27 protein-coding genes are annotated in these 26,267 nt (G+C 33.3%); 25 read left to right on the top strand and 2 right to left on the bottom strand.

Annotated features, from left to right (window positions below):
• The first annotated feature begins 5 nt into the window (after nt 1-5).
• From DarG to flxY, 24 genes are all read left to right on the top strand, one after another.
• Nucleotides 6-410, top strand: coding sequence for a flexirubin biosynthesis protein DarG (gene DarG, locus M0M44_RS05675; protein WP_248728899.1), 405 nt, complete (start codon nt 6-8; stop codon nt 408-410).
• Nucleotides 411-1,409, top strand: a complete 999-nt coding sequence (darH, locus tag M0M44_RS05670; protein ID WP_248728898.1) for a BtrH-related acyltransferase DarH — start codon at nt 411-413, stop codon at nt 1,407-1,409.
• Nucleotides 1,410-1,472: 63 nt separating this feature from the next.
• Nucleotides 1,473-2,171 carry an ABC transporter ATP-binding protein gene (locus M0M44_RS05665; RefSeq protein WP_248729989.1) on the top strand — a complete coding sequence of 233 codons (699 nt, stop codon included), beginning with the start codon at nt 1,473-1,475 and terminating at the stop codon, nt 2,169-2,171.
• On the top strand, nt 2,161-3,444 hold the full coding sequence (locus M0M44_RS05660; protein ID WP_248728897.1) for an ABC transporter permease: 1,284 nt from the start codon (nt 2,161-2,163) through the stop codon (nt 3,442-3,444). The genes M0M44_RS05665 and M0M44_RS05660 overlap by 11 nt, the downstream gene beginning before the upstream one ends.
• Nucleotides 3,419-3,868, top strand: coding sequence for an acyl-CoA thioesterase (locus M0M44_RS05655; protein WP_248728896.1), 450 nt, complete (start codon nt 3,419-3,421; stop codon nt 3,866-3,868). Before M0M44_RS05660 ends, M0M44_RS05655 begins: the two co-directional genes overlap by 26 nt.
• Before the next feature lie 110 nt (nt 3,869-3,978).
• The gene (locus M0M44_RS05650; protein WP_248728895.1) at nt 3,979-4,542 is read left to right on the top strand and encodes a hypothetical protein; all 564 of its coding nucleotides are present in this window, start codon (nt 3,979-3,981) and stop codon (nt 4,540-4,542) included.
• A gap of 88 nt (nt 4,543-4,630) precedes the next feature.
• Entirely contained in the window at nt 4,631-5,770 is a 1,140-nt protein-coding gene (locus M0M44_RS05645; RefSeq protein ID WP_248728894.1) for a beta-ketoacyl synthase N-terminal-like domain-containing protein, read from the top strand.
• A 9-nt stretch (nt 5,771-5,779) separates the two neighbouring features.
• The gene (locus M0M44_RS05640; protein WP_248728893.1) at nt 5,780-6,574 is read left to right on the top strand and encodes a hypothetical protein; all 795 of its coding nucleotides are present in this window, start codon (nt 5,780-5,782) and stop codon (nt 6,572-6,574) included.
• A 42-nt stretch (nt 6,575-6,616) separates the two neighbouring features.
• Nucleotides 6,617-7,231 carry a beta-ketoacyl-[acyl-carrier-protein] synthase family protein gene (locus M0M44_RS05635; protein ID WP_248728892.1) on the top strand — a complete coding sequence of 205 codons (615 nt, stop codon included), beginning with the start codon at nt 6,617-6,619 and terminating at the stop codon, nt 7,229-7,231.
• A 2-nt stretch (nt 7,232-7,233) separates the two neighbouring features.
• Complete coding sequence (locus tag M0M44_RS05630) at nt 7,234-7,491, top strand: phosphopantetheine-binding protein (protein ID WP_012023174.1); 258 nt, start codon at nt 7,234-7,236, stop codon at nt 7,489-7,491.
• A gap of 87 nt (nt 7,492-7,578) precedes the next feature.
• On the top strand, nt 7,579-8,778 hold the full coding sequence (locus M0M44_RS05625) for a beta-ketoacyl-[acyl-carrier-protein] synthase family protein (RefSeq protein ID WP_248728891.1): 1,200 nt from the start codon (nt 7,579-7,581) through the stop codon (nt 8,776-8,778).
• Complete coding sequence (locus tag M0M44_RS05620; RefSeq protein ID WP_248728890.1) at nt 8,778-9,839, top strand: beta-ketoacyl synthase N-terminal-like domain-containing protein; 1,062 nt, start codon at nt 8,778-8,780, stop codon at nt 9,837-9,839. The genes M0M44_RS05625 and M0M44_RS05620 overlap by 1 nt, the downstream gene beginning before the upstream one ends.
• Nucleotides 9,836-10,612 carry a polysaccharide deacetylase family protein gene (locus M0M44_RS05615; protein WP_248728889.1) on the top strand — a complete coding sequence of 259 codons (777 nt, stop codon included), beginning with the start codon at nt 9,836-9,838 and terminating at the stop codon, nt 10,610-10,612. The genes M0M44_RS05620 and M0M44_RS05615 overlap by 4 nt, the downstream gene beginning before the upstream one ends.
• A gap of 123 nt (nt 10,613-10,735) precedes the next feature.
• Nucleotides 10,736-11,362: a flexirubin biosynthesis/transport protein LolA2 gene (gene lolA2, locus M0M44_RS05610; RefSeq protein ID WP_248728888.1), complete on the top strand. Its 627-nt coding sequence runs from the start codon at nt 10,736-10,738 to the stop codon at nt 11,360-11,362.
• Nucleotides 11,328-11,963 (top strand): flexirubin biosynthesis protein LolB2, encoded by a 636-nt coding sequence (lolB2, locus tag M0M44_RS05605; RefSeq protein ID WP_248728887.1) that lies wholly within the window; start codon nt 11,328-11,330, stop codon nt 11,961-11,963. Before lolA2 ends, lolB2 begins: the two co-directional genes overlap by 35 nt.
• 37 nt (nt 11,964-12,000) lie before the next feature.
• Nucleotides 12,001-12,594 carry a porin family protein gene (locus M0M44_RS05600; protein WP_248728886.1) on the top strand — a complete coding sequence of 198 codons (594 nt, stop codon included), beginning with the start codon at nt 12,001-12,003 and terminating at the stop codon, nt 12,592-12,594.
• Between the two features lie 6 nt (nt 12,595-12,600).
• Nucleotides 12,601-13,212 (top strand): outer membrane beta-barrel protein, encoded by a 612-nt coding sequence (locus M0M44_RS05595; protein WP_248728885.1) that lies wholly within the window; start codon nt 12,601-12,603, stop codon nt 13,210-13,212.
• Nucleotides 13,213-13,217: 5 nt separating this feature from the next.
• Nucleotides 13,218-13,589, top strand: coding sequence for an ApeI family dehydratase (locus M0M44_RS05590; protein ID WP_248728884.1), 372 nt, complete (start codon nt 13,218-13,220; stop codon nt 13,587-13,589).
• Nucleotides 13,590-13,591: 2 nt separating this feature from the next.
• The gene (locus M0M44_RS05585) at nt 13,592-14,077 is read left to right on the top strand and encodes a hypothetical protein (RefSeq protein ID WP_248728883.1); all 486 of its coding nucleotides are present in this window, start codon (nt 13,592-13,594) and stop codon (nt 14,075-14,077) included.
• 15 nt (nt 14,078-14,092) lie between these two features.
• On the top strand, nt 14,093-15,262 hold the full coding sequence (locus M0M44_RS05580) for a DUF2062 domain-containing protein (RefSeq protein WP_248728882.1): 1,170 nt from the start codon (nt 14,093-14,095) through the stop codon (nt 15,260-15,262).
• Nucleotides 15,263-15,357: 95 nt separating this feature from the next.
• A complete protein-coding gene (locus M0M44_RS05575; protein WP_248728881.1) occupies nt 15,358-19,035 on the top strand; it encodes a 1-acyl-sn-glycerol-3-phosphate acyltransferase in 3,678 nt (1,225 codons plus the stop codon).
• Nucleotides 19,032-20,549: a phytoene desaturase family protein gene (locus M0M44_RS05570; RefSeq protein ID WP_248728880.1), complete on the top strand. Its 1,518-nt coding sequence runs from the start codon at nt 19,032-19,034 to the stop codon at nt 20,547-20,549. The genes M0M44_RS05575 and M0M44_RS05570 overlap by 4 nt, the downstream gene beginning before the upstream one ends.
• Nucleotides 20,550-20,556: 7 nt before the next feature.
• Entirely contained in the window at nt 20,557-22,221 is a 1,665-nt protein-coding gene (locus M0M44_RS05565; protein ID WP_248728879.1) for a C45 family autoproteolytic acyltransferase/hydrolase, read from the top strand.
• Nucleotides 22,218-23,504, top strand: a complete 1,287-nt coding sequence (flxY, locus tag M0M44_RS05560; protein ID WP_248728878.1) for a flexirubin biosynthesis putative acyl-CoA ligase FlxY — start codon at nt 22,218-22,220, stop codon at nt 23,502-23,504. The genes M0M44_RS05565 and flxY overlap by 4 nt, the downstream gene beginning before the upstream one ends.
• 58 nt (nt 23,505-23,562) lie before the next feature.
• Here flxY and M0M44_RS05555 read toward each other — a convergent pair whose 3' ends face one another.
• Nucleotides 23,563-24,711 (bottom strand): hypothetical protein, encoded by a 1,149-nt coding sequence (locus M0M44_RS05555; protein ID WP_248728877.1) that lies wholly within the window; start codon nt 24,709-24,711, stop codon nt 23,563-23,565.
• A 196-nt stretch (nt 24,712-24,907) separates the two neighbouring features.
• On the opposite strand from M0M44_RS05555, the gene dusB reads away from it, so the two are divergent.
• Nucleotides 24,908-25,900, top strand: a complete 993-nt coding sequence (gene dusB / locus M0M44_RS05550; RefSeq protein ID WP_248728876.1) for a tRNA dihydrouridine synthase DusB — start codon at nt 24,908-24,910, stop codon at nt 25,898-25,900.
• Nucleotides 25,901-25,981: 81 nt separating this feature from the next.
• Here the strand turns inward: dusB and M0M44_RS05545 are convergent, their stop codons facing one another.
• On the bottom strand, nt 25,982-26,257 hold the full coding sequence (locus M0M44_RS05545; RefSeq protein ID WP_248728875.1) for a Txe/YoeB family addiction module toxin: 276 nt from the start codon (nt 26,255-26,257) through the stop codon (nt 25,982-25,984).
• Nucleotides 26,258-26,267: the final 10 nt, after the last annotated feature.

The raw sequence follows: 26,267 nt of genomic DNA, 5'->3' as shown, positions 1-26,267 counted from the left end.
AGGTAATGGAAAAAGATAAAGTACCTCAGGATCAAAGCAATTTAACAAAAAACAACGTTAAGGAGCTTTTGTACGCAACTGATGAAAATGGCAATTATACCACAACTTTAAGTACTGGCTGGGAACCTAAAACAATTGCCCTTTCAAATTCTATTGATGAAATAAACGAACGAATTGCCGATGCCAGACAACAGGTTTTAGATGGTGAAGTAAGTCCGATAGTTTATTTTATGGAAGTCAATAAAATGGATCTTACTATTTTAGCTAGTTATGTTGGATTCTGGAAATGGCGCGTAAAAAGACATTTTAAACCAAGCGTTTTTGCAAAATTAAACGATAAGATTTTGCAGAAATATGCCGATACTTTTGAAGTATCAATCGAAGAATTAAAAAACAGCATTACCAAATAAATGGAATTAAATTTCACACATCATCAGTCTGCTCATTGCGAGAATGGAGTAGCGTCAAATCTGCTAAAAAACAGCGGACTAAACATTAGCGAACCGATGGTTTTTGGTATTGGCTCAGGATTGTTTTTTGTATATCTGCCTTTCATTAAAGTAAATTATGCTCCCGCAATCAGTTATAGAACTTTGCCTGGACAGATTTTCAATAAAGTGGCAACCCGTTTAAACTTAAAAATAAAAAGACAAAAATTTTCTTCTGTGGCAAATGCTAATAAAGCATTAGATGAAAATTTAAAAAACAATATTCCAACCGGATTACAGGTTGGCGTTTACAATTTAAGTTATTTCCCAGACGAATATCGTTTCCACTTCAACGCACACAATTTAGTCGTTTACGGAAAAACCGAAACTGAATATTTAGTGAGCGATCCTGTAATGGAAACCGTTACGACTTTAACCTACGAAGACATGAATAAAGTACGTTTTGCCAAAGGAGCTTTTGCGCCTCGCGGACAGATGTACTATCCAATTCAGATTCCGGCAAATATTGATTTAAAAAGCGCCATTATTAAGGGAATCAAAAATACCTGTAGAGATATGCTGGCGCCAATGCCAATTGTTGGTGTTCGCGGAATCAAAATGGTTTCGCGCCAAATTCGAAAATGGCCTAAAAAGCATGGAGTACGAAAAGCCAATCATTACTTGGCTCAAATGGTTCGTATGCAGGAAGAAATTGGAACCGGAGGCGGTGGTTTCCGTTTTATTTATGCCGCATTTTTACAGGAAGCTTCGGTTATTTTAAATAATGAAGAACTAAAAGATCTTTCTAAGGAAATGACAAAAATTGGAGATTCATGGCGTGATTTTGCCGTTGAAGCTTCTCGCATTTATAAAAACAGAAGTGCAAAAGAAGACGCCTACAACACTATTGCCGATGAACTTTTGGACATTGCCAATAGAGAAGAAATCTTTTTCAAAAAACTAAAAAAAGCGATCAGCTAAAAAAATATTTTGCAGTCTATCATTCAAATAGAATCCCTTTCGAAAAAGTACAAAAATGCAGAAATGTATTCTTTGAACAATGTTTCGCTTAATATAAATGAAGGCCAGATTTTTGGTTTATTAGGTCCAAACGGTGCCGGAAAAACAACCTTAATCTCCATGCTCTGTGGATTGGTAAAACCAACCTCTGGACATTTTACAATCGATGGTTTAGACTATCAGCATCATTCTTCAAAAATAAAAAAAATCATAGGCGTTGTTCCTCAAGAATATGCTTTGTATCCGACTTTGACGGCCAGAGAAAATCTGCTTTATTTTGGTAGCATGTACGGTTTAAAAGGTTCTGATTTAAAAGATAAAGTAATCGAAACTTTAGATCTTTTAGGTTTATTGAAATTTGCCGATAAACAAGTTCAGACTTTTTCGGGCGGAATGAAACGCCGTGTAAACCTGATCGCAGGAATTCTTCACAATCCAAAAGTTTTATTTTTGGATGAGCCAACGGTTGGTGTCGATGTGCATTCTAAAAAGGCAATTATTGATTATTTGAAAGTTCTAAACCAAAACGGAACAACCATTATTTATACTTCGCATCATTTGGCCGAAGCCGAAGATTTCTGTTCTCAAATCGCGATTTTAGATCAGGGACAAATTTATGCGCAAGACACTCCATCGGCATTAATTGAATCTACAAAAGATGCCCGAAATCTCGAAGATGTTTTTATTTCATTAACTGGTAAAGCTTTGAGAGATGATATATAAAATTTGGATGTCGGTAGTAAAAGAATTCCTTTTGCTAAAAAGAGATTTAGGCGGACTGATTATTTTATTTGTCATGCCTTTGGTTTTGGTAATCGCTGTAACCTTAATTCAAGACAGCACTTTTAAAGCCGTAACCGATTCTAAACTTCAGATTCTTTTGGTGGATAATGACAAAGGATCTGTTTCAAAAACCGTTTTTGAAAATTTAGAAAAAAGCAAATATTTTACCGTTGTAACACAAATTGACAATAAGCCAATTACAGAAGAAATTGCCAAAGAAAATGTTTACAAAGGAAAATTTCAGCTGGCAATTGTAATTCCTGAAAATCTAAGTTCTGATTTACAGACTAAAGTAGAACAGAATGTAGAGAAAATTGTCAGCAATTTAGGTCTGACAGACAGCACTTCAACAGCTGAACCTCAACGCATCATAAAAGAAAAAGAAGTTAAACTGTATTTTGATCCAGCGGTTCAGATGAGTTTCAAGAATGCGGTCATGAGTTCAATCGACAAAATGATTTCGCAGATTGAAACCAAATCGATCTACAGCACTTTTCAAAAACAATTAGGAGAAGAAACGATTGACTTTGAGCAAAAAAACTTTATTACTTTCAAAGAAATAATTCCAAGAATCAACAACAAAGAAGTTCGCCCGAATTCGGTACAGCATAATGTTCCTGCGTGGACACTTTTTGCGATATTTTTCATTGTGATTCCATTATCCATCAATATCGTAAAAGAAAAATCACAGGGAACTTTTGTCCGATTAAAAACCAATCCTGTTTCTAATCTGGTTGTGATTATTGGCAAAACCATTACCTACTCAATCATTTGTATGATTCAGTTTTATATGATGGTTGCTGTGGCGGTATTTTTATTTCCCTCAATCGGATTGCCTTCTCTTAATATCGAAGGCCATTTCTTATTGACTAGCGTTGTAGCCTTATTTTCAGGTTTCGCAGCAATTGGTTTCGGAATTTTATTAGGAACTATCGCCAGCACACAAGAACAATCTGCGCCATTTGGTGCAACAAGCGTTATTATTTTAGCTGCAATTGGAGGCGTTTGGGTTCCTGTTTTTGCTATGCCGAAAATCATGCAGTTTATTGCAAAATCTTCTCCAATGAACTGGGGATTAGAAGCTTTTTACGATGTTTTATTGCGCAACGTTTCTTTCGTCGAAATCATACCAAGAATAAGTTTATTATTTTTGTTTTTCATTATTACCACTTCCATCGCATTATTTTATGATAAAAAGAAAAGAGCAGTTTAAAGAAGCTACAGATCTAACCGTTTCACACGAAATCAGGATTCGTTTTAACGAAACAGATCCGCTTGGAATTGTTTGGCACGGCAATTATATCACGTATTTCGAAGATGGACGAGAGGCGTTTGGCCGTCAGCACGGACTTACGTATCTGGATATTGCCAAAACTGGTTATACGACGCCAATTGTAAAATCGACTTGCGAACACAAATTGTCTTTGCGTTATGGAGATGTGGTAACGATAGAAACCACAGTTGTTGATACACCCGCAGCCAAAATGATTTATCGTTTTAAAATTATTGACGACAAAGGCGAAGTAGCCTGCACGGGTGAAACCACTCAAGTTTTTTTAGATAAAGAAGGGAATTTAATGCTGACGAATCCTCCTTTTTATGAGCAATGGAAACGAAAAGTGGGGTTGTTGAAATAAAACACGGATTGCACTAATTTACACGAATTCATTTTTGTTTTCGTTTTCCTAGAAAGTTTTTAAAACCTTTTAGGTATAAAATAAAAAACAGTAGTCGAAAAAATAATATTATGCCCAATCAATTAATCTTGTTTCCAAAATTGGAAGATGCTTTTAACAAGATAACAGATAGACATTCAGAAATATTTATGCCCGTCGTTTCAATTCCAAAATCATTAATTAATGAAAATTGGGAAGGATTTTTTCATGTTATACAATTTAATGAAGATCCTTATAACGGAGAAACTGTAAAATATTTCACTGAATATTGTAATGACACAATGATTTCGTTTACAATTACCAACGGAAAATATGACTTTGATACTGACTTAGGCTATTTTGATGTAACAGATGATTGGAAAAAATATCAAATTGAAACAAAGGAAAAATTTGAAGACTCAAAAAATGAGTTTTTAAATACTGGAAAACAATTCAATATAGCTAATATAAAAATTGGTGGAGAACCGGAATGGTGGCAAGGAGATGCAACACCAAACGATCCAAGTGGTAATAAGATGATATTTGTAACCGAAATAGAAACCTATCCATTTTGTGAAGATTCATGCGATAAAAAAATATATGTGTTTTACAGTCATGAACATAATTTAATAGTTCATTTATATCAAATAACTTAAAAAAGCAAAACACAATCCAAATAGGTTTGTGCTTAAATTCTATGCCTATAAGGATTTGGAAACCTTGTAGGAGAAATAAAATCATAAAATGTTAAGAGAAATATACATTACCGAAACAAATTGTATCACGCCGTTAGGTTTTGATGTTGAGTCCAATATCGAAACGATTCTTCGTGGTGATTCTGGCATTCAGCTTCAAAATGATATTTCTTTGATGCCTAATCCGTTTTATGCTTCAATCATTTCTGATGAAAAAATAAACAGTGCTTTTGCAAAAATCAGTACTGAAACCCAATATTCCCGTTTAGAGAAATTGATGATTTTGGCTTTAGATCCGATTATCAAAAATGCTGGAGTTGAATTCAATTCAAAAACGGCTTTTATTCTTTCTACTACAAAAGGAAATGTTACGGCTCTAAAAAACAATTCTGAAGAAAGTTTTAATAATGCACATTTAGATGTTTTAGCAAAAAATGTTGCGGATTTTTTCCAATTTCAAACACAGCCAATCGTAGTTTCAAATGCCTGCGTTTCTGGAATTTTAGCCGTTTCAATTGCTAAAAGAATGATTCAGTCTGAACTTTATGACAATGTTTTTGTTGTTGCCGGCGATGAAGTTTCAGAATTTGTTTTGTCTGGATTTAATGCATTTCAGGCAATGAGCGATCTGCCATGTAAACCATATTCTAAAAATAGAACAGGAGTAAGTTTAGGCGAAGCAACGGCAGCTGTTTTAATTTCGGCGGAAGCCAAAAATGCAAAAATAAAAGTAATTGGAGACAGTTCGATAAACGATGCGAATCATATTTCTGGGCCTTCAAGAACGGGCGAAGGTTTGTTTAGAAGTATTCAAAATGCTTTGAAAGAAGCTCAAATCGAAGCTAATAAATTAGATTATATTTCAGCACACGGAACCGCAACTCCATTTAACGACGAAATGGAAGCCATTGCACTCAGCCGTTTGGGCTTACAAAATGTTCCTGTAAATAGTCTAAAAGGATTTTATGGGCATACATTAGGCGCTTCGGGATTGTTGGAAACAGTAATTGCAATAGAATCAGCCAATCAAAATATACTTTTTGAATCGAAAGGTTTTGATGAAATTGGGGTAAGCGAAAATATTAATGTGATTGAGAAAAATGAGGAGGCGAATATTGATTATTTTTTAAAAACAGCTTCTGGATTTGGAGGTTGTAATACGGCTGTGGTTTTTGAAAAGATAAAATAAAAGAAAAATATGAAAAAAAGAGAAGTTCCATTTTCCATTCTAATAAAATTAATCAAATCAAAAGGGCCAATTTCTTTGATGGGATTTATTTTTACATTTTCTTCTTTATTCATACTATTTCCATTTGTATTTTTTATTTCAGAACTTACTCTTGATCCTTATCAAAAATATAATCTAGATGAAATAAAGAAATATGGTTTGGAACAAAAAGCAAGAATAATAAATATTAAATCGATTAAAAATGTTTCCATAAATGGGGAACATCCTTTATTATTTAATTATCAATATACAACTAATGGCAAAATTGTTTCTGATAAATTTCAGACAATGGATTTTGATAAGACTCAGAATATAAAAATTGGAGATGAGATTAAAATTAAAATGTTTGAAAATCAATCAAAAATTAGTGGTTTGGAGCCTTTTACTTTTCCTTTTTATATCTTTTATTTACTCCCTTTTATCTTTTTTATAGTTGGGGCGACATTTTTATTGATTACACTAAAACCTTCTTTGAGAGAATATAATTTATATAAAAATGGTATTGTAAAAGACGCAAATATAATTTCTATTATTTTAAATTCTGGAATTCCATTATTCAATATCGCGCAAAAAGTTTCGATTAATTATTATTATATCGGATCTGACGGAAAAAAGATCTTTGGAAAATCTAATACTTCAGATTATTCAATTATTAATGAAAAAAAAGAAAATGATAAAATCAAAATCTTTGTTTCGGAAACCAATGAATCCAATTCGTGCTTAATACCAAAATTAGAAGCTTTACAAAACCAATGGAAAATGTAACCATTTATATTGTATAGATTTTCAATTTATACTAAAAACAAAATGACTCAAAAAACATACATACAATCCTATATCCAAATCGAAAACAACGAAATTGTTCTCAATGGAAAATCTGTGTTCAAAATAGACCCAACCGATTTTGCAGATTTTGCCAAACAAGCGTACCGTAATTTTGAAATGCAATATCCAAAGTTTTTCAAAATGGATGCTTTGAGCAAACTGGCTTTTTTAGGATCAGAATTGCTTTTGAGTCCGATCACTTCAAATGAAGAGGAAAATAATATTGCTTTGGTTTTGGCCAATAAATCTTCAAGTTTAGATACCGATGTAAAATATCAGGAATCGATTTCAGACAAAGAAAACTATTTTCCAAGTCCGGCGGTTTTTGTTTATACGTTGCCAAATATATGTTTGGGCGAAATAAGTATCCGCCATCAGCTAAAAAGTGAAAATTCTTTCTTTATATTTGATGCTTTCAATTCTGAGTTTTTGTGGAACTATTCGGGGATTTTGTTAAACACAAATAAAGCGGATACAGTTCTTTGTGGCTGGGTTGAATTTTTTAATGATAATTATAAGGCTTTTCTTTGCACGATCAGCAAGGAAGAAAACGAAAAATATACAAACGAAACTATCAATACATTATATAATAAATAATCATGGAAGCATTAAAAGAAGAATTAAAAAATAAAATCATTACGACTCTTAACCTTGAAGATATCACAATCGAAGACATTGCTGATAACGATCCTTTGTTTGGAGACGGTTTAGGTTTAGACTCGATTGATGCGCTTGAATTGATCGTGATTTTAGATAAAGACTACGGAATTAAATTAGTAGATCCGAAAGAAGGAAAAACAATTTTCCAGTCTATCGAAACTATGGCTGCTTACATTAGCGCGAATAGAACTAAATAAATTTTAGATTTTAGACTTTAGATTTTAGATTTCTTAGAAAGAAACATTTAGAATCCATAGTCTAAAATCATAAATCTAAAATCTAAAATGGCAAAAGGTGTTGCAATAACGGGAATGGGAATTATTTCTTCAATCGGAAATTCGGTTGAAGAGAATTATCATTCGTTAATCGAAAATAAAATCGGGATTTCCCGTATCTCCAATATTTCTACAGTTCATGCAGATGTTATTAAAGTGGGTGAAATCAAAAAAACCAACGATGATCTCATCGCCGAATTGAACTTAAACAGCGATAATAATTTTTCGAGAACCGCTATGATTGGTACTTTGGCAGCAAAACAAGCTGTTGAAAATGCCGGCATAACCTCAATTAACGAATTTAGAACGGGACTTATTTCGGCTACAAGCGTGGGCGGAATGGACATGACGGAGAAGCATTATTACGATTATTTCGAGAAACCGGAACTCGTAAAATATATTGCGTGTCACGACGGCGGCGATGTTGCAGATAAAATTGCCGAAGAACTGGGTTTAAAAGGAATGGTTTCTACGATCAGCACCGCTTGTTCTTCTGCAGCAAATTCGATTATGCTGGGTGCGAGATTAATCAAAACTGGAAAATTGGACCGTGTTATTGTGGGCGGAGCTGATGCTTTGTCTAAATTCACCATCAACGGATTTAAGACTTTGATGATTTTATCTGACGATTACAACAAACCTTTTGACAATAACAGAAAAGGATTAAACCTAGGAGAAGCTGCTGCTTTTTTGGTTTTAGAATCGGATGAGATTGTCGAGAAACAAAATAAAAAAGTGTTGGCAAGAGTTTCCGGTTACGGAAATGCAAACGATGCTTTTCACCAAACTGCTTCTTCTGAAAATGGAGACGGTGCTTTTCTCGCTATGAAAAAAGCGTTTGAAGTTTCGGGATTAAAACCTTCTGAAATTGATTACATCAACGTTCACGGGACAGCAACGCCAAATAACGATTTATCTGAAGGAAGAGCTTTACGCCGAATTTACGAAAATGAAACAGTTCCCGATTTTAGCTCGACAAAACCTTTTACAGGACACACTTTAGCGGCTGCGGCTGCGATTGAAGCGGTTTATAGTGTTTTGGCAATCCAAAATAATGTCGTTTATCCAAATTTGAATTTTGAAACGCAGATGGAAGAATTCGATTTGACACCTCAGACTTCCTTAAAAAATAAAAATATCGAACACGTTTTATCTAACTCTTTTGGTTTTGGAGGAAATTGTTCAACCCTTATATTTTCAAAAAGCTAATGAAAAAAACATATATAAATGGAGTAGGCTGTATTTCGACTCAAAAAACATTTGATACTGTTTTTTTAGAAGAAGCCATTGTCAATCATGATGAAAATGTACTGGCGATTGTTCCGCCGGCATACAAAGAATATATTTCGCCTGCTGCAAGCCGACGCATGGCAAAAGGTGTAAAAAACGGAATTGTAGCTTCTGCCCTAGCCATGAAAGATGCGAATGTTGAAAACGTTGACGCCATTATTACCGGAACTGGTTTAGGATGTATTGAAGATTCTGAAAAATTCCTGAAAAGCATTCTCGACAATAAAGAAGAATTTTTAACGCCAACTTCTTTTATTCAATCGACGCACAATACGGTTGGCGCACAGATTGCCCTTTTACAGCAATGTAAAGGTTATAATTTTACGTATGTAAATGGAGCAGTTTCTTTTGAATCGGCTCTTTTGGATGCTAAAATGCAGATTGAAGAAGACGAAGCCAATTCAATTTTGGTGGGCGGTGTTGATGAAAACGGTGAATATACAACCGCTCTTTTTAAATTAAACGGCCGTATTAAAGCAGACAATACAGCTCCTTATGATGTTTTAACTTCTACAACAAGTGGTGCAGTTTATGGCGAAGGTGCTAGTTTTTTTGTTTTAGAAAACGAAAGAAAAGAAAACACATACGCTGAACTTCTGGATATTGCGATTGTAAATACGCTGGAAGAAAACGAAATTGAAACTGAAATTAAATCTTTTCTAAAATCTCATAATTTAGAAATTTCAGATGTTGATGCATTGGTTTTAGGCTTTGATGGAAACGCAGCTTTCGAAAATTACTACAGAAATCTGACTGAAAACGCTTTTACACAAACGCCTGTTTTGTATTACAAACATTTGAGCGGCGAATATGATACGGCTTCTGCTTTTGCATTTTGGATGGCGGCTAAAATTTTAAAAACACAAGAAATTCCGGAAATTGTAAAAGTGAATTCGGTTTCAAAACCATCTTATAAAACGATTTTATTGTACAATCAATTAAACGGGAAAAATCATAGTTTTACGTTACTATCAAAATGATAACGCATAAAAACATCTCGATATTTTTTATCTTTTTATTGCTTTTAATGTTTCTTGTAAACTTTTATATAGCGATAAATATATGGTGTTTTTTTGCTGTAATTTTTCTTTGGCTGGGAATAAATGCCGTTGGTTCTGCGAGAATTTCATCCAATTATCATGTAAAAGCTTTTTGCAGCAATCCATTAGAAACTCAAAAAAAAATTGCTTTAACTTTTGATGATGGTCCAAGTGAATTTACCTTAGAAGTTTTAGCACTTCTGAAAAAATACAATTCCAAAGCTACTTTTTTCTGCATTGGAAAAAATATCGAAAAACATCCTAAAATTATCAAACAAATTATTGAAGAAGGGCATTTAGTTGGCAACCATTCCTACAGCCATTCAAAGTTTTTTGATTTTTATAATGCCAAACAAATCCGAGAAGAAATTCAGAAAACGGATGAACTTCTAGAAAAATATACTTCCAAAAAAATAAACTTTTTCCGTCCGCCTTATGGAGTTACAACTCCTTCGATAAGAAGAGCTTTAAATGTAACCGGACATAAAACAATCGGGTGGAATATTCGTTCGCTTGACGGAGGAACTAAAAATCAAGACTTAATTTTCAATTGGCTAATTAAGCATATTTCTCCTGGCGGAATCGTACTTTTGCACGATACAGGAAAACACTCTGTTTTGGTACTGGAACAGTTTTTGCAATTTTTAGAGCAAAACAGTTATGAAGTGATTTCGATTGAAGAACTTTTGAATCTTAGAGCTTATGGAAATTGAACTCGGATGAAACAGATTCGCTATCGCGAAGACGCGGATAAAAACGGATTTTTATTCAATAAAATAATCTGTGTGAATCTTTTTAATCAGTGGCAAACAAATTAAAGCACATTTTTGAAAAATATGAAAACTAAAATAGCATTACTAATTCTATTTATTTCAAGTGGTTTGTTCGCGCAGGAACAAAAAATGACCGATGCCGAAATTGCTTCTTTTAAGCAAGATGTAAATGTTGTGGCCAAAAAAATCAAAACTTTAAGTACCGATTTCGTTCAATACAAACATTTAGATTTTTTATCTAAAGACATTGAAACTTCGGGAAAAATGGTTTTTAAAGAACCTGCACTTCTGCAATGGCAATACAAAAAACCGTACAATTACAGCATTACTTTTAAAAATGGAAAAATCCTAATTAACGATGAAGGAAAGAAAAGCGCGGTTGATATTGGAAACAGCAAAATCTTCGCAAGAATCAATAAATTAATTGTGGGAAGTGTGAGTGGTAATATGTTTGACGACAAAGAATTTACAATTTCCTATTTTAAACTGAAAGGTCAGAATCTAGCGAAATTTGTTCCGAAAGATGCGACTTTGAAAAAATACATCAAACAAATAGAACTGACTTTTGATAAAGAAGAAGCAACTGTGGTTCAAGTAAAATTGTTAGAATCATCTGAAGATTATACTAGAATTGTACTTAAAAATAAAGTGATCAATGCAAAAATCGACGATTCAGTTTTTACTAATTAATTGCTTTCTGGCTTTTATATTGGTTTCTTGTGGCTCGGTCACAAAAAATTATACGCCTAAAAAATTGGACAAAACGTCTTATACGGTTCCGTATTTTTCAGATTCCAAAACAGATTATGTTTATAAAACCAATATTAGTGTTTACGGAAATGAATTGTCGGGAATTTTTATCGCTAAAAAAATAAACGACACCACACACCGAATTGTTTTTACGACAGAATTCGGAAATAAATTAATGGATTTTGAAATATCTGAAACCGATTTTAAAGTCAACTCAATTGTATCAGAATTAGATCGAAAAATCTTGATTAATACTTTAAAAGAAGATTTTCGTCTGCTTTTAAAAAAAGAATATCAGATTCAAGAGCAATTTGAAAACGAATCGGATGACATTTATAAATCGGCAGATGGCAAGCGCGACAATTATATTTTTATCTCCAAAAAAGATCAGAAATTAGAAAAGATCGTCCATGCTTCTCAAACAAAAGAAAAATTTACCCTGCTTTTCAGTTCAGAAAACAATATTTTTGCGGAAAAGATTCAGATAATCCATCAGAATATTAAATTGAAAATTGAGCTGAATTATTTCAAATCAGAATAAAAACTTAAACTAATCCTAAACTTTAAATCAATTAGAAATGAGAAATTTTGTTGTACTTGCATTTGTTTTATTAATCGGAATCCAAGCAGAAGCTCAGGTAAAAGTAAGTCCTGGACTTAGAGGAGGTTTAAATGTATCGACATTAACAAATATAGATGATAACAGTTCTAAGACAGATTTCTATGTTGGTGGATTAATAGATATTAAATTTAATAAATTTTTCACTTTACAACCTGAGATAACTTACTCAAGACAAGGTGATGAAGGAAGAGAATATTTTGACAACGGCAGTTATCGTAATGTAAATTATGAACTGAATTATATAACGTTTGGAGCTGTTGCAAAGTTTAATTTTAATGGAGGAGGCTTTCATATATTGGCAGGTCCGTCTTTAGATGTAAAAGTTGGTGATAATTATATCAATTCTAATCCTGAAGATTTTGACCTTGCAATAGTTGGAGGTGTTGGTTACACATTGCCAAACGGACTAACTTTTGAAGCAAGAATTAAACAAGGATTGGTTGATATTTATGGCTATGATTATTATAATAATGATGGATATTACACTAACGATGCAATCTTAAATCAGGTTTTTCAGATTGGAATTAGCTATACGTTCAAGACAAAATAAAAAAGCATGAGTAAAAAAATAGTACTTTTAATTGCTGTCTTTTTTACAGTATTCAACATACAAGCCCAAGTATCAGTTAAACCAGGTTTAAGAGCTGGATTTAGTTTTTCGACTATTTCTGAAATGCATGCCGATTATAAAACTGATTTTTATGCTGGTGGTTTTACGGAAATTAAGATAACAAGAATTTATTCCCTTCAGCCTGAAATTAATTACAGCAGACAAGGTTCTAATAATGTTGCGCGAAATTATTTTGATGAAAACACACAGACAAATAAAGTTGAGCATTTAGATCTTGACATAAACTATTTGTCTCTTTCTGTAATAAATAAATTTACTCTGCCACAAGGAATTCAGTTTCAAGCAGGACCAACATTAGATATTTTATTGAATGATAATCTTGCGGTTAGAAAAGCACAAAATGATCTTGGCCTTGTTTTAGGAGTTGCTTATGCCCTGCCTTCAGGTGTGACATTTGAAGCTCGATTTAAAAAAGGTCTGCTAGATGTTTTAAGCAGCGATTATTATCAAAATGACTCCAATAACCATTATTTGTTTGGAGATTATAACACCAATATTAATTTTCAGTTAGGGGTTTCCTATTCATTTGGAAAATAAAAAATATGATTTTACAAGATTTTTATAAAATAGTATCAGAAGAAAAAGTATCTGATTCAAAATATATTGTTACAATTTTAGTCAACGAAAAACATGAGGTTTTTAAAGGACATTTCCCTGGAAATCCAATTATGCCTGGTGTTTGTATGATTCAGATTATCAAAGAACTTACAGAATCAATTACCAAAAGTTCGCTGATGATCCAGTCTTTGGCAAATGTAAAATTCATGGCACTGATTAATCCAGAAGCTACTCCAGAATTACGATTGGAATTGGACGTTACAACTACTGAAGACGGTTTAGTAAAAGTGAAAAACACGACTTACTTTAACGACACAACTGCTCTTAAATTGAGTAATGTGTACAAAAAAATATAATTATGAAACTATTACTGACATTATTTTTATGGGTAAGTTTTGCTGGAACGCCAGATTTGGCTTCAATCCGCAAAATGTATTCTGATGTGGCAAAATCAGAAAGCAATGCCAAAGACTTTGTAGCCAAACTTTCGGGTGTTTCAAGTAATGATGATAAAATTTTAGTAGCTTACAAAGCTGCTTCTATTTTAGTAGATTCTAAATTTGAAAAGAAATTAGGTGAAAAAATTGAGCGTTTTAAAGAAGGCGCAAAATTGCTTGAAGCAACAATAAAAAGTGATCCAAGTAATATAGAAATGCGAATGATCCGATTAAGCGTTCAGGAAGATGTTCCTGGTATTACGGGCTACAAGAAAAACATTAAAGAAGATAAAAAATTCATAACCACATATTATGCATCTCAAGGTGCGGCATTGAAAGATTATCTTAAAGACTTTGTTTTACAATCTAAAAGTTTCTCTGAAAAAGAGAAACAATTCGTGAAGTAAGCTCAAAAACACCTCATGAAATCACAACAAGAATTACTTAGTTCGACCAACTTTTGCGTTATTGTACCCACGTACAATAATCAAAAAACGCTGAAAAAAGTATTGGATTCTATCTTAGATTTCACCACAAATGTCATTATTATCAATGACGGTTCAACCGATTCTACGAGCGAAATTCTAAAATCATATTCGCAACTGACTCAAATTCACCATCCTCAAAATTTAGGAAAAGGACGAGCACTGAGAAACGGATTTAGAAAAGCGCTTGAATTGGATTTTGAATATGCCATTACAATCGATTCTGACGGACAGCATTTTGCAGCAGATATTCCTGTTTTCTTGGAAGCAATTCAAGATGAGCCAAACACTCTCTTGATTGGAAGCCGCAATATGACTCAGGAAAATGTTCCGAAGAAAAGTAGTTTTGGTAACAAGTTTTCTAATTTCTGGTTCAAGTTTGAAACTGGAATTAAACTAGACGACACACAATCTGGATTTAGATTGTATCCGCTTCGATTACTGCCAAAACGATTTTATACCAATAAATTTGAATTTGAAATCGAAGTTATCGTACGCGCTGCTTGGAAAGGAATTGTAGTTAAAAATATTCCGATTCAGGTTTTATACGATCCTGCAGAAAGAGTTTCGCATTTCCGTCCATTTCGAGATTTTACCCGAATCAGTATTTTGAATACGGTTTTGGTAACCAATGCTTTGTTATATATTAAGCCTCGAGATTTCTTTAGAAGAGCAAAAAAAAAAGGTTTTAAAAAATTCTTTCTAGAAGATATTTTAGAAAGCAACGATTCTAATTTTAAAAAATCGGCTGCTATTGCTTTGGGAATTTTTATCGGACTTTCTCCTTTTTGGGGATTCCAGACTATTTTGCTTTTTACTTTTGCCGCGATTTTTAGGCTGAACAAAGTAATCGCATATTTAACTTCTAATGTGAGTTTTCCGCCTTTTATACCCTTTATTATTTACGGTTCTTTGAAAGTAGGAAGCTTTTTTGTTTCCAGCGATGCCCCACTAATTTTAGATAGTTCGATGACATTTGATGATATTCAAAAAAATGCTGCACAATATATCGTCGGAAGTCTTATTTTAGCAACCGTTTCAGCACTATCAGTTGGTCTTATTAGTTATTTACTTTTAACGGCTTTTAGTAAAAAACGCATCAAATAAAATTTATTTATTTTCGCCACGAATTCACGAATTAGCACAAATTAATTCGTGGAAATTAGTGAAATTCGTTGCAAAAAAAATTTTAAACCTAAACCATGCATCAGTACTTTTATGCCATTCATTTATTTGTAAATCGAAGAAAATCGCTTTCGGTTTTTTTGGCTGTTTTGATGCTTTTAGTTTTTGGATTTTTTGCTTCAAGATTAAAGTTTGAAGAAGACATTACCAAACTTATCCCAACCAACGACAAAACCGATGTTACCGCCAAAGTTTTAAAACAATTAAACTTTGCCGATAAAACTACCGTAATTTTCAGCTTGGATAAAAATGGCTCCGCTGAGGATTTGAAAGAAATGGCAACTATATTTTCAGATAGCGTTTCTAAATCCTGCAAACCTTACATAACAGGAATTCAAGGAAAAATTGACGAAGAAAATATTCAGGAAACCATAGATTTTGTTTACAATAATCTACCTCTTTTTCTAGATGATAACGATTATAAAGCTATTGAAAAGAAGCTCCAAAAAGATAGTATTGCAGCAACCGTTCAAGGAAATTACAAGTCAATTATTTCTCCTTCTGGATTTGTTACCAAAGATTTTATTTTGCAAGATCCGTTTGGGATTTCATTTATCGCTTTAAAAAAATTACAGCAATTAAATATTGGAGACGATTTTACACTCGAAAATGGTTTTGTAATGACGAAGGATAAAAAGAAATTGCTGCTTTTTATCACTTCTAATATTCCTTCGAGCGAAACAGAAAAGAATACGATTTTTGCTGAAAAACTGAAATCGATTCAAGAAAATATAAATACACAATTTAAAGGAAAAACTTCTATCAGTTATTTTGGTTCTGCTTTAATCGCTGTTGCCAATGCCAATCAGATTAAAGGAGATATTATTTTGACAACATCAATCGCGATGTTTACTTTAATGCTGATTTTGATTTTGTTTTATCGAAAAGTCTTAATTCCGCTTATTATTTTTCTGCCAACCGTTTTTGGCGGCTTGTTTGCTGTGGCATTTTTATATTTCGTTAAAGAACAGATTTCGGCAATTTCATTAGGAATTGGTTCTATCTTATTGGGAATTACGATTGATTATTCTATTCATATTCTCACACATTACAAACATAATAGCGATGTAAAAACGTTGTACAAAGACATTACAATGCCCGTTATTATGAGTAGCTCTACAACTGCCGTGGCGTTTTTATGTCTGCTTTTTGTAAAATCTGATGCGCTGAATGATCTCGGAATTTTCGCTGCTGTTATCGTTATGGCTTCGGCTATTTTCTCCCTTTTGATTGTTCCTCATTTATATAATCCAAAAGAAAATCCGGCAGAACACAAGAAAAATGTGATTGATAAAATGGCACATTTTTCTTTTCACAACAATAAAATTTTAATTGGACTTTGTGTTATCATTACCATTATCTGTTGTTTTACCTATAATGATGTGGGCTTCAATAATGATTTATCGCAACTGAATTTTATTCCCAAAGAAATCAAAGCTGCCGAAAAACAATTGGAAGAAAGCACGAGTTTAACTTCTAAAACTATTTATGTCGCTTCGTACGGAAAAAGTATGGAAGAAGCTTTGCAACATAACAGTAAGCTTTTTGAAGATTTATCTAAAGAAAAACAGCAGGATAAAATTTTAAATTTCAGTTCAGTTGGCGGTATTGTACTTTCGCAAAAAGAACAAATTGAAAAAATTAATAAATGGAATTCATTTTGGACTTCACAGAAAAAACAATTCATAAAATCCGAATTAATTAATGAAGGATCAAAACTTGGTTTTAAACCTTCAACTTACGATCTGTTTTTTGATCATTTAAATTTTGAGTTTAAACCTGTTGCTGCAGCTGATTTTTTAAAGATTAAAGCGCTTCAATTACAAGAATTTATAACCGAAAAAAATGGCTTTTATACGGTTTCAACCTTAGTAAAAGTATCGCCAGAACAGCGTAATGTTTTTGTAAAATCTGCTTCGGCAAAAGAAAACATAATTGCAATTGACCGTCAGCAGATGAACGAAACGTTTTTCAGTACTTTAAAAACCGATTTCAATTCACTTGTCAATTATTCATTTGTTGCCGTAATCTTGATTCTGTTTTTCTTTTTCCGAAGAATCGAATTGGTTATAATCAGCTGTATTCCAATTGCTCTAACAGGAATTGTAACCGCAGGAATTATGGGCATTTTTGGCATTCAAATGAATATTTTCAGTATGATTGTCTGTACTTTGATTTTTGGTCACGGAGTCGATTTTAGTATTTTTATGACGAGCGCATTACAAAAAGAATATTCGACCGGCGTTAACGAAATTGCCATTTACAGAACCTCGATTATTCTAGCCGTTATCACGACGATCTTAGGAATTGGTGCAATGATTTTTGCCAAACACCCTGCGCTTACTTCCATTTCATTGGTTTCCCTAATTGGGGTTTTTGCCGCATTGATTATTACGTTCATTTTCTATCCGATTCTATTCAAGCTGTTTTTATCGAATCGCCCTAAAAAAGGAAATCCGGCTTTTCAATTGCGAACTTTTATTCATGGCGTAATTTCGTTTGCCTATTATGGTTTGGGCGGAATCGTAATGTCGATTTTCAGTTTTACCATTATGCCGATTTTGCCTTTCAGCAAAAAATCAAAAATGAAAGCGTTCCGATATGTGATTTCAAAATTCATGAAATCGGTATTGTATTCCAATCCTTTTATTCGTAAAAAAATCGTTAATAATTTCAATGAAACTTTCGAAAAACCAGCCGTAATTATTGCCAATCATTCTTCCTTTCTAGACATTTTAGCCATTGGAATGCTGAGCCCAAAAATTATTTTCTTGGTAAGCGACTGGGTTTACAACTCCCCTATTTTTGGCGGTGTGGTGAGAAAAGCTGGATTTTATCCTGTTTCTGAAGGTTTAGAAGGCGGAGTTGAACATTTACGAAAAAAAATACAACAGGGATATTCGCTAATGGTTTTTCCTGAAGGAACGCGTTCCGAAAATAATGTTGTAAAACGATTCCATAAAGGTGCTTTTTTCTTGGCTGAAGAATTTAAAATTGATATTGTTCCTGTGGTCATTCACGGTGCTTCGGAGTTAATTCCAAAAGGTGATTTTGTCATTCATCACGGAAAATTGACAGTTACCATTTTAGAAAGAATTGCTCCTGATAATCTTTCATTTGGAACTAATTATACCGAAAGAACCAAACAAATCAGTTCGTTCTTTAAAGGTGAATATCGTAAAATAAGACAAAAACTTGAAGGTCCGGATTATTTTAAAACAATGCTAATCAACAGTTACGATTATAAAGAAATCGAAATTGGAAATAATGTAAAAAAAGATTTAAAACAGAATCTGGAAGTCTATTATAATTTAAACAAACACATTGCGCCAAAAGCAAAAGTACTGCATTTAGGAAATGATTACGGACAGCTGGATGTTTTACTGGCATTACAAGAACCACAGCGAAAAATATTTTCTTTTATAAATGATCAAGAAAAATTGCTGGTTGCCAAAACCAATTATATAGTTACAAAGAGAAAAATAGTTTATCTCGATAAACTAGAATCAGTGCTTGAAACTCATTTTGATTTGCTTTTAATTTCTGATGAAAGTTATAACAATGAAATCGAAAAAGTAATTTCTAATGTTTCTACTATAATTTTAGTCAATTGTTCTCGTTTGAAAAATCAGTTTGAGAATTTTGAAATTGTTTCTGAAGAAAATGCTTTGCTCGTTTTAAATAAAAAAGAATGAAAAAACAATACGATGTAGTCATAATTGGCAGCGGTTTAGGCGGATTGGTTTCTGCGGTAATTCTGGCGAAAGAAGGCTACAGCGTTTGTGTACTCGAAAAAAACAATCAATATGGCGGAAATCTTCAGACTTTCGTAAGAGATAAAACCATTTTTGATACGGGAATTCATTATATTGGAGGTTTAGGCGAAGGCCAGAATCTTCATCAATATTTCAAATATATTGGAATAATGGATCATTTGAATCTGAAAAAACTAGACGAAAATGGTTTTGATATTATTTCTTTTGATAAAGATCAAACCGAATATCCGCACGCACAAGGTTTCGAAAATTTCATTCAACAATTAACCAATTACTTTCCCGAAGAAAAAGAAAACCTCTGGAACTACTGTCAAAAGATAAAGGAGGTCTGCAAAGCATTTCCGCTTTACAATCTAGAATCGGAAGGAAAATATGATGATGAAATTTTAGCGCTTAACGCGAAAGAAACCATCGATTCTTTTACTAAAAATGAAAAACTAAAAGCTGTTCTCGCGGGATCCAATTTTCTATATGCTGGAATTCCAGATAAATCGCCTTTTTACGTTCATGCGCTTGTAGTCAACTCGTATATCGAAAGTTCATGGCGATGCGTAAATGGCGGAAGTCAGATTACCAAACAACTGCTGAAACAATTAAAAAAATATGGCGGCGAGTTTTTCAAACACAAAGAAGTCACCAAAATTGAAGTCGAAAACCAAAAGGTAAATTCGGTTAAAATGAAAGACGGAACTGAAGTTTCTGGAACGTATTTTATTTCAAACATCGAACCAAAAACGACTTTGAAAATGGCGGGTCAGGAAAATTTCAGAAAACCGTTTTTCAATAGAATTCAAAATCTTGAAAGCGTACTCTCTGCTTTCAGTTTGTATATCGTTTTTAAGCCCAAAACTTTTAAATACATTAATCATAATTATTACCATTTTAAAAGTACTGATGATGTTTGGAGTTCTTATGATTATGACGAAAATTCATGGCCAAAAACCTTTATGGCTTCTATGAATCCTTCGAAAAAAAATGAAGAATGGGCAGACGGAATGACGTTTTTGACTTATATGAAATATGATGATGTCAAAGTTTGGGAAAATACTTTTAACACCACTTTTGAAGAGAATGATAGAGGGGAAAGTTATGACGAATTCAAAGCTAAAAAAGCGGCAAAATTTTTAGAAGAAGTTGAAAAGAAATTTCCTGGAATTAAAGACTGTATAAAATCGGTTCATACTTCTACCCCGCTTTCTTATCGTGATTATATTGGTGGAGACAGTGGAAATATGTACGGATATGTTAAAGATTCAAATAATCCGATGAAAACTATGATTCCTGCTAAAACTAAGGTAGAAAATCTTTATCTTACAGGCCAAAGTATTAATATGCATGGTGTCTTGGGTGTTACGGTTGGAGCGGTCATAACTTGCTCTGAAATTGTAGGAAAAGAATATCTGCTGGCAAAAATTAAAAAAGCATCTGAATAATTGAATCATGAAAAGCCGAATTTTTTATTTCTTCCTTATCGGTTTTTTAAGCTTGATGGGTTCCTGCGGCACTTCAAAATCAAAAAAACATATACCCGATATCACTGCTTTTAATTCGACAAAACCTGTTGTTGAAAAAATATCAGATAGTATCTTTCTCTCTGGAAAAAATTCGCTTTTAAAAAATAAACAAGGTCTTTGGGAACTGTATGTAGAAGGCGATCCACTCGAAATTGGACTTTCAACCGGTGCTTTAACTGATTCTCTATTGCAAAAACAGCAGCGTATTTTTTTCTCCAAAATAACCGATTTAATTCCGTCAAAATTCCAGCAGAAAATGCTTCGCCATTTTTTAAAATGGTACAATCGAAAATTATACTTGAATGTTCCAGACGAATATCAAACTGAAATTTATGGCATTTCGCAATATACTTCGAATGACTTTGATAATATAGCACCGCAATATCAGCGCAGTTTATATTTACATGCCGCTCATGATATTGGGCATGCGTTACAGGATTTGGCTTTGGTGGGATGTTCTTCTTTTGCGGCTTGGAACGAAAAATCGGAAGATGGAAATTTAATTCTGGCACGAAATTTTGATTTTTATGTGAATGACGCTTTCGCGGAAAATAAAATCGCCGCCTTTATCAAACCAAAAGAAGGATATCCGTTTATGATGGTAACTTGGCCAGGAATGATCGGAGCGGTTTCTGGAATGAATTACGAAGGATTGACTGTTACAATAAATGCTTCCAAATCTAAGATTCCGCTTAGCGCGAAAACTCCGATTTCAATTCTGACACGCGAAATTTTGCAACACGCCAAAAATTTAGATGAAGCTATTGCTATTGCAAAAAAAAGAAAAGTATTTGTTTCTGAATCCATTATGGTGGGAAGTGCCAATGATAACAAAGCCATTTTAATAGAAGTTTCACCAAATAAAATGGATGTTTATGATGTTCCAAACAGCGATCAAATCATTTGTTCCAATCATTTTCAAGGTGATGCTTTTGCAGCTGATAAACGAAATCTGGAACAAATTGCAAACAGCCATTCTGAATATCGATTGGAAAGAATGCAGGAATTACTGGCTGAGAATTCAAAAGTAAATCCTGAAATTGCATCAGAAATTCTTCGAAATAAAGACGGTTTACAAAATATTGCTTTAGGATATGGAAATGAAAAAGCACTCAATCAGTTACTGGCGCATCACGGAATTATCTTTAAACCAAAAGAAAAATTAGTCTGGGTTTCCGCAAATCCCTTTCAATTGGGTGAATTTATCTGTTATGATTTAGATTCGATTTTTGGTAAAAACCACAGTGCAACAAAATCTTTTCAGAACGAAAGTTTGAATATTGCCAAAGATCCTTTCTTAGAAACGACCGCTTTTCAGAATTTTAAAAAATTTAAAATTGAAGATCATAAAATAGATTCGATTTTAGAAAAGAAAAAAAACGTTTCTCCCGAGTTTCTTCAGAATTATCAAGCGTTAAACCCTAATTATTGGGTTGTATATTATAAGGCAGGATTGTACTTTTACCAAAAAAAGGAATTTCTTCAGGCAAAGCTTAATTTTGAAAAGGCTTTAAGTCATGAAATCACGACAGTTCCTCAAAAAGAAGAGATTGAAAAATATTTAAAAAAAGTCAAAAGAAAATTACAATGATTCCAGCAATAGAAAAAGATTCTTTAGAAGAGATTAAAATTTTTCAAGAAAAAAAATTAGCCGAACTTTTAGCTTACATCAGTGAGAATTCTCCTTTTTATAAAAGACTTTTTGCAGGACAAAATATTGATATTTCGAAAGTAAAAACACTGGAAGATTTACAGCATTTACCTGTTACAACCAAAGAAGATTTACAGCAATATAACGATGATTTTTTGTGCGTTCCGCAACATAAAATTATAGATTACGCTTCGACTTCGGGAACTTTAGGCGATCCCGTTACTTTCGGTTTAACTGATTCAGATTTGGATCGTTTAGCTTATAATGAAGCGATCTCATTTGCTTGCGCCGGAATTGCAGAAGGAGATGTTGTACAATTGATGACCACAATTGACCGAAAATTTATGGCAGGTCTTGCCTATTTTCTAGGACTTAGAAAACTGAAAGTCGGCGTAATTCGTGTTGGTGCTGGAATTCCAGAAATGCAGTGGGATTCTATTTTAAAATACAATCCGTCTTATTTAATTACGGTTCCTTCCTTCCTTTTGAAATTAATTGAATACGCTGAAGCCCACGGAATCGATTATAATAACTCGAGCATAAAAGGCGCAATTTGCATTGGAGAGTCTTTGAGAGAACAAGATTTTTCAATGAATATTCTATCCAAAAAAATCACCGATAAATGGAATATTAAGTTGTTTTCGACTTATGCTTCTACCGAAATGAGCACCGCTTTTACAGAATGTGAACACGGAAAGGGCGGACATCATCACCCAGAATTAATCATTGTAGAAGTTTTGGACGAAAATAATCAGCCAGTAAAAAACGGGGAAACGGGCGAGTTAACATTTACTACTTTAGGAATTGAAGCGATGCCTCTTCTGCGTTTTAAAACTGGAGATATGGTTCAGTTTCATGATGAGCCTTGCGCTTGCGGAAGAAACACCTTACGTGTTGGTCCAGTTGTTGGCCGTAAAAAACAAATGATTAAATATAAAGGCACAACTCTTTATCCGCCGGCAATGAACGATGTTTTGAGCAGCTTTGATAATATTGAAAATCATTTGATTGAAATTTCAACTAACGATTTAGGCACAGACGAAATCCTGATTAAAATTGCTGCCAAAAATCAAACTCCCGAATTTCTTCAGGAAATAAAAGATCATTTTAGAGCCAAATTAAGGGTAACTCCAAAAATAGAATTTGCTTCAAAAGAAGTTTTGAATCCGTTGGTTTTTAATCCGATGAGCCGAAAACCAATTCGATTTTTTGATTATAGATAAACTTTCTGTTTAAGAGATAAAAAAAAGCCTAGTTTTAATAAACTAGGCTTTTTGTGTTTTAGAGATCAAAAGGTACTAATGGCCCTGTTGACTGAACTACTTTTGGCTGTGTTGTGAATGACTGCCCATTGGCATCAACAACTCTTACATACAAATTATAGTATGTCGATTTCACAGATGTATTTGTTGACATATATAAAATAGAACCTGTTGCTACTTGCAAGTAAAATGAATCTGGATCTTGTTGTCGTTTGAGCCACCAATAATAAGAATATGGTGCTGTTCCTCCAGATGCTGTCGCAGACCAAGATCCCATTGAACTTTGTGTTACATAGCTAGAGCCTGTAAAACTTGCGGTAAGCGGAACTGGTAATGGAGTTGGATCTCCTTGTAAATTAATGGTAACTCTTTTTGTTAATTCTTTTGGAACTGAAATTTGATCATAAATTTTTCCTCTTTGATGTTGTGCTTTTAACGTAACTGTATAACCTCTTTTAGGAGCATATTCATTAAACGTTAAAGTACAGCTACTACCATTGTTAACAATTGTCAAATAATCGGCATCTGCTGCTGCTATTTCCCAATTGTAAGACACTTCTAAAACAGCTGATGCATCATGAGCAACAGAAAGAGTAAATGGTACGTTTCTTTGTGGATTTGTTTCGTATGGATTTAAAGCAAGATTTAAAGCATACTTTCGATAAAAGTAGTTAGGTGGTGGCGGTGATGATATATTTTCCCATAAATAATAATAGCTTATACAGTTTTTATATAATCCTGTTAAACCTTGTTTTGAATAAACCATATTTCCTCCAGCATCAGAGAGAATTGCTGCATGATCAATTCCTTGAACTCTTTTAGCATCAAAATCTTCCTTATTATTCCAATATAGAACTTTAGATGCATTACTACTATTGTCTTCTACAAAAATATCAGTACTTATAAACTGATTATAAATTTCTGCATTGTCCAATGATGTTTTATACTGTGTTTCACTTAATGAAAATGCAAGTCCAAAGCAGTTGTAAGCATTATCTCCAGAAACTAATAATGTTTTGCTTGAACAATCTTCAACTAAAGTTTTTTGTGTAGTGTTTGTGCTTTTTGTGGTTGAAACAACCTCAGCATCTTGTTTAATGGTTTCCTCAGAACAGGAAAAAAATGTCAAAACGACAAATGACATCATCAATAATTTTAGATTTTTCATAGGATTAATTGGTATTTGGGGGCTTGTTAGTACTAAATCAAATATATAATAATTTAAGATAAATCTTATGTTGCTCATTAAAATATTGTAAAATTATATTTACAAGTAAAACCTTTATCCTTTGTTACTCTGTACCTTTAACGTCAATTTGGTACAAATTGAACTAAATGTTGTAATTTTGCAAAAAATTACGAAGATGGTCAAGATTGGCAACATAGAATTACCCGAATTTCCTTTATTACTAGCTCCGATGGAAGATGTTAGTGATCCGCCGTTTCGCAGGTTATGCAAAACGCATGGGGCGGACATGATGTACTCTGAATTTATTTCGTCGGAAGGATTAATTCGTGACGCTATAAAAAGCCGAATGAAGCTGGATATTTTTGATTACGAACGTCCTGTTGGAATTCAGATTTTTGGTGGTGATGAAGAAGCGATGGAAATGTCCTCTAAAATTGTTTCTACTGTAAAACCAGATTTAGTGGATATCAATTTTGGTTGTCCGGTAAAAAAAGTAGTTTGCCGTGGTGCAGGTGCAGGAGTTCTAAAAGATGTTGATTTGATGGTTCGTTTAACCAAAGCAGTTATCAAAGGAACTGATTTGCCTGTTACAGTAAAAACACGTTTGGGCTGGGATGAAAGCTCAATTAATATTGATGAAGTTGCTGAAAGACTGCAGGATATTGGTGTTCAAGCCTTAACGATTCACGCAAGAACTCGTGCTCAAATGTACAAAGGTCATTCTGACTGGTCGCACATTGCGCGTGTAAAGAACAACCCAAGAATTACAATGCCTATTTTTGGAAACGGCGATATCGACAGTCCTGAAAAAGCATTAAAATATAAAAATGAATACGGAATTGACGGTATTATGATTGGCCGTGCTGCAATTGGATATCCGTGGATTTTTAACGAAATCAAGCACTATTTCAAAACTGGCGAGCACTTGCCTGCTCCAACGGTTATTGATCGTGTTGAAGCTGCGAGAAATCACTTAATGTGGTCAATGGAATGGAAAGGTGAGCGTTTGGGAATTGTTGAAATGCGTCGTCATTATACCAATTACTTCAAAGGAATTCATTCGTTTAAAGAATACAAACAAAAACTGGTTACTACTGATGAACCTGAGAATTTGTTTGCTGTTATGAAAGAAATTGAAGAGGTTTATGCTGGATATGAGTTTGTTTAAATAAAAAAAAATGTCAAAGTTTGAAGCTTTGACGAAATTTCAAAATAATAAAAATGCCTTCACGATTGAAGGCATTTTTTATTAATCATCGTAGTGAAAACGACATTGTAAAATAATACATTTTTGATCGATTCCTCTCGTTCCTGAAACTTTATAAACTAGTCGATGTTCTCCATTAATTCTTCTCGACCAAAAACTTTTTAAATCATGTTTTAAGGGTTCTGGTTTTCCAATTCCCTTAAACGGATTTTCTCTAATTGACTTAATTAATTCTTTTATTTTTAATGCTGTGTCGGTATCGTTTTCAATCCAATATTCAAAATCTTCCCATCCATTTTTTGTAAAATAAATATCCATATTTAGTCAA

The organism is Flavobacterium humidisoli (assembly GCF_023272795.1).
In the GTDB taxonomy this organism is placed as follows: Bacteria; Bacteroidota; Bacteroidia; order Flavobacteriales; family Flavobacteriaceae; genus Flavobacterium; species Flavobacterium humidisoli.
Note: the sequence above shows the minus strand (reverse complement) of the source record. Positions and strands in the feature narration are given on the sequence as shown.

Bases quoted from the DNA above. Each gene is read 5' to 3' on its own strand.
- M0M44_RS05655 (WP_248728896.1), top strand. From the start codon at position 3,419: ATGATAAAAAGAAAAGAGCAGTTTAAAGAAGCTACAGATCTAACCGTT.
- M0M44_RS05660 (WP_248728897.1), top strand. From the start codon at position 2,161: ATGATATATAAAATTTGGATGTCGGTAGTAAAAGAATTCCTTTTGCTA.
- M0M44_RS05600 (WP_248728886.1), top strand. From the start codon at position 12,001: ATGAGAAATTTTGTTGTACTTGCATTTGTTTTATTAATCGGAATCCAA.
- M0M44_RS05585 (WP_248728883.1), top strand. From the start codon at position 13,592: ATGAAACTATTACTGACATTATTTTTATGGGTAAGTTTTGCTGGAACG.
- M0M44_RS05650 (WP_248728895.1), top strand. From the start codon at position 3,979: ATGCCCAATCAATTAATCTTGTTTCCAAAATTGGAAGATGCTTTTAAC.
- M0M44_RS05640 (WP_248728893.1), top strand. From the start codon at position 5,780: ATGAAAAAAAGAGAAGTTCCATTTTCCATTCTAATAAAATTAATCAAA.
- M0M44_RS05565 (WP_248728879.1), top strand. From the start codon at position 20,557: ATGAAAAGCCGAATTTTTTATTTCTTCCTTATCGGTTTTTTAAGCTTG.
- M0M44_RS05570 (WP_248728880.1), top strand. From the start codon at position 19,032: ATGAAAAAACAATACGATGTAGTCATAATTGGCAGCGGTTTAGGCGGA.
- M0M44_RS05620 (WP_248728890.1), top strand. From the start codon at position 8,778: ATGAAAAAAACATATATAAATGGAGTAGGCTGTATTTCGACTCAAAAA.
- M0M44_RS05555 (WP_248728877.1), bottom strand. From the start codon at position 24,711: ATGAAAAATCTAAAATTATTGATGATGTCATTTGTCGTTTTGACATTT.
- lolB2 (WP_248728887.1), top strand. From the start codon at position 11,328: ATGCAAAAATCGACGATTCAGTTTTTACTAATTAATTGCTTTCTGGCT.
- M0M44_RS05635 (WP_248728892.1), top strand. From the start codon at position 6,617: ATGACTCAAAAAACATACATACAATCCTATATCCAAATCGAAAACAAC.
- darH (WP_248728898.1), top strand. From the start codon at position 411: ATGGAATTAAATTTCACACATCATCAGTCTGCTCATTGCGAGAATGGA.
- M0M44_RS05590 (WP_248728884.1), top strand. From the start codon at position 13,218: ATGATTTTACAAGATTTTTATAAAATAGTATCAGAAGAAAAAGTATCT.
- M0M44_RS05595 (WP_248728885.1), top strand. From the start codon at position 12,601: ATGAGTAAAAAAATAGTACTTTTAATTGCTGTCTTTTTTACAGTATTC.
- M0M44_RS05615 (WP_248728889.1), top strand. From the start codon at position 9,836: ATGATAACGCATAAAAACATCTCGATATTTTTTATCTTTTTATTGCTT.
- DarG (WP_248728899.1), top strand. From the start codon at position 6: ATGGAAAAAGATAAAGTACCTCAGGATCAAAGCAATTTAACAAAAAAC.
- M0M44_RS05630 (WP_012023174.1), top strand. From the start codon at position 7,234: ATGGAAGCATTAAAAGAAGAATTAAAAAATAAAATCATTACGACTCTT.
- M0M44_RS05545 (WP_248728875.1), bottom strand. From the start codon at position 26,257: ATGGATATTTATTTTACAAAAAATGGATGGGAAGATTTTGAATATTGG.
- lolA2 (WP_248728888.1), top strand. From the start codon at position 10,736: ATGAAAACTAAAATAGCATTACTAATTCTATTTATTTCAAGTGGTTTG.
- M0M44_RS05580 (WP_248728882.1), top strand. From the start codon at position 14,093: ATGAAATCACAACAAGAATTACTTAGTTCGACCAACTTTTGCGTTATT.
- M0M44_RS05575 (WP_248728881.1), top strand. From the start codon at position 15,358: ATGCATCAGTACTTTTATGCCATTCATTTATTTGTAAATCGAAGAAAA.
- M0M44_RS05645 (WP_248728894.1), top strand. From the start codon at position 4,631: ATGTTAAGAGAAATATACATTACCGAAACAAATTGTATCACGCCGTTA.
- M0M44_RS05625 (WP_248728891.1), top strand. From the start codon at position 7,579: ATGGCAAAAGGTGTTGCAATAACGGGAATGGGAATTATTTCTTCAATC.
- dusB (WP_248728876.1), top strand. From the start codon at position 24,908: ATGGTCAAGATTGGCAACATAGAATTACCCGAATTTCCTTTATTACTA.
- flxY (WP_248728878.1), top strand. From the start codon at position 22,218: ATGATTCCAGCAATAGAAAAAGATTCTTTAGAAGAGATTAAAATTTTT.
- M0M44_RS05665 (WP_248729989.1), top strand. From the start codon at position 1,473: ATGTATTCTTTGAACAATGTTTCGCTTAATATAAATGAAGGCCAGATT.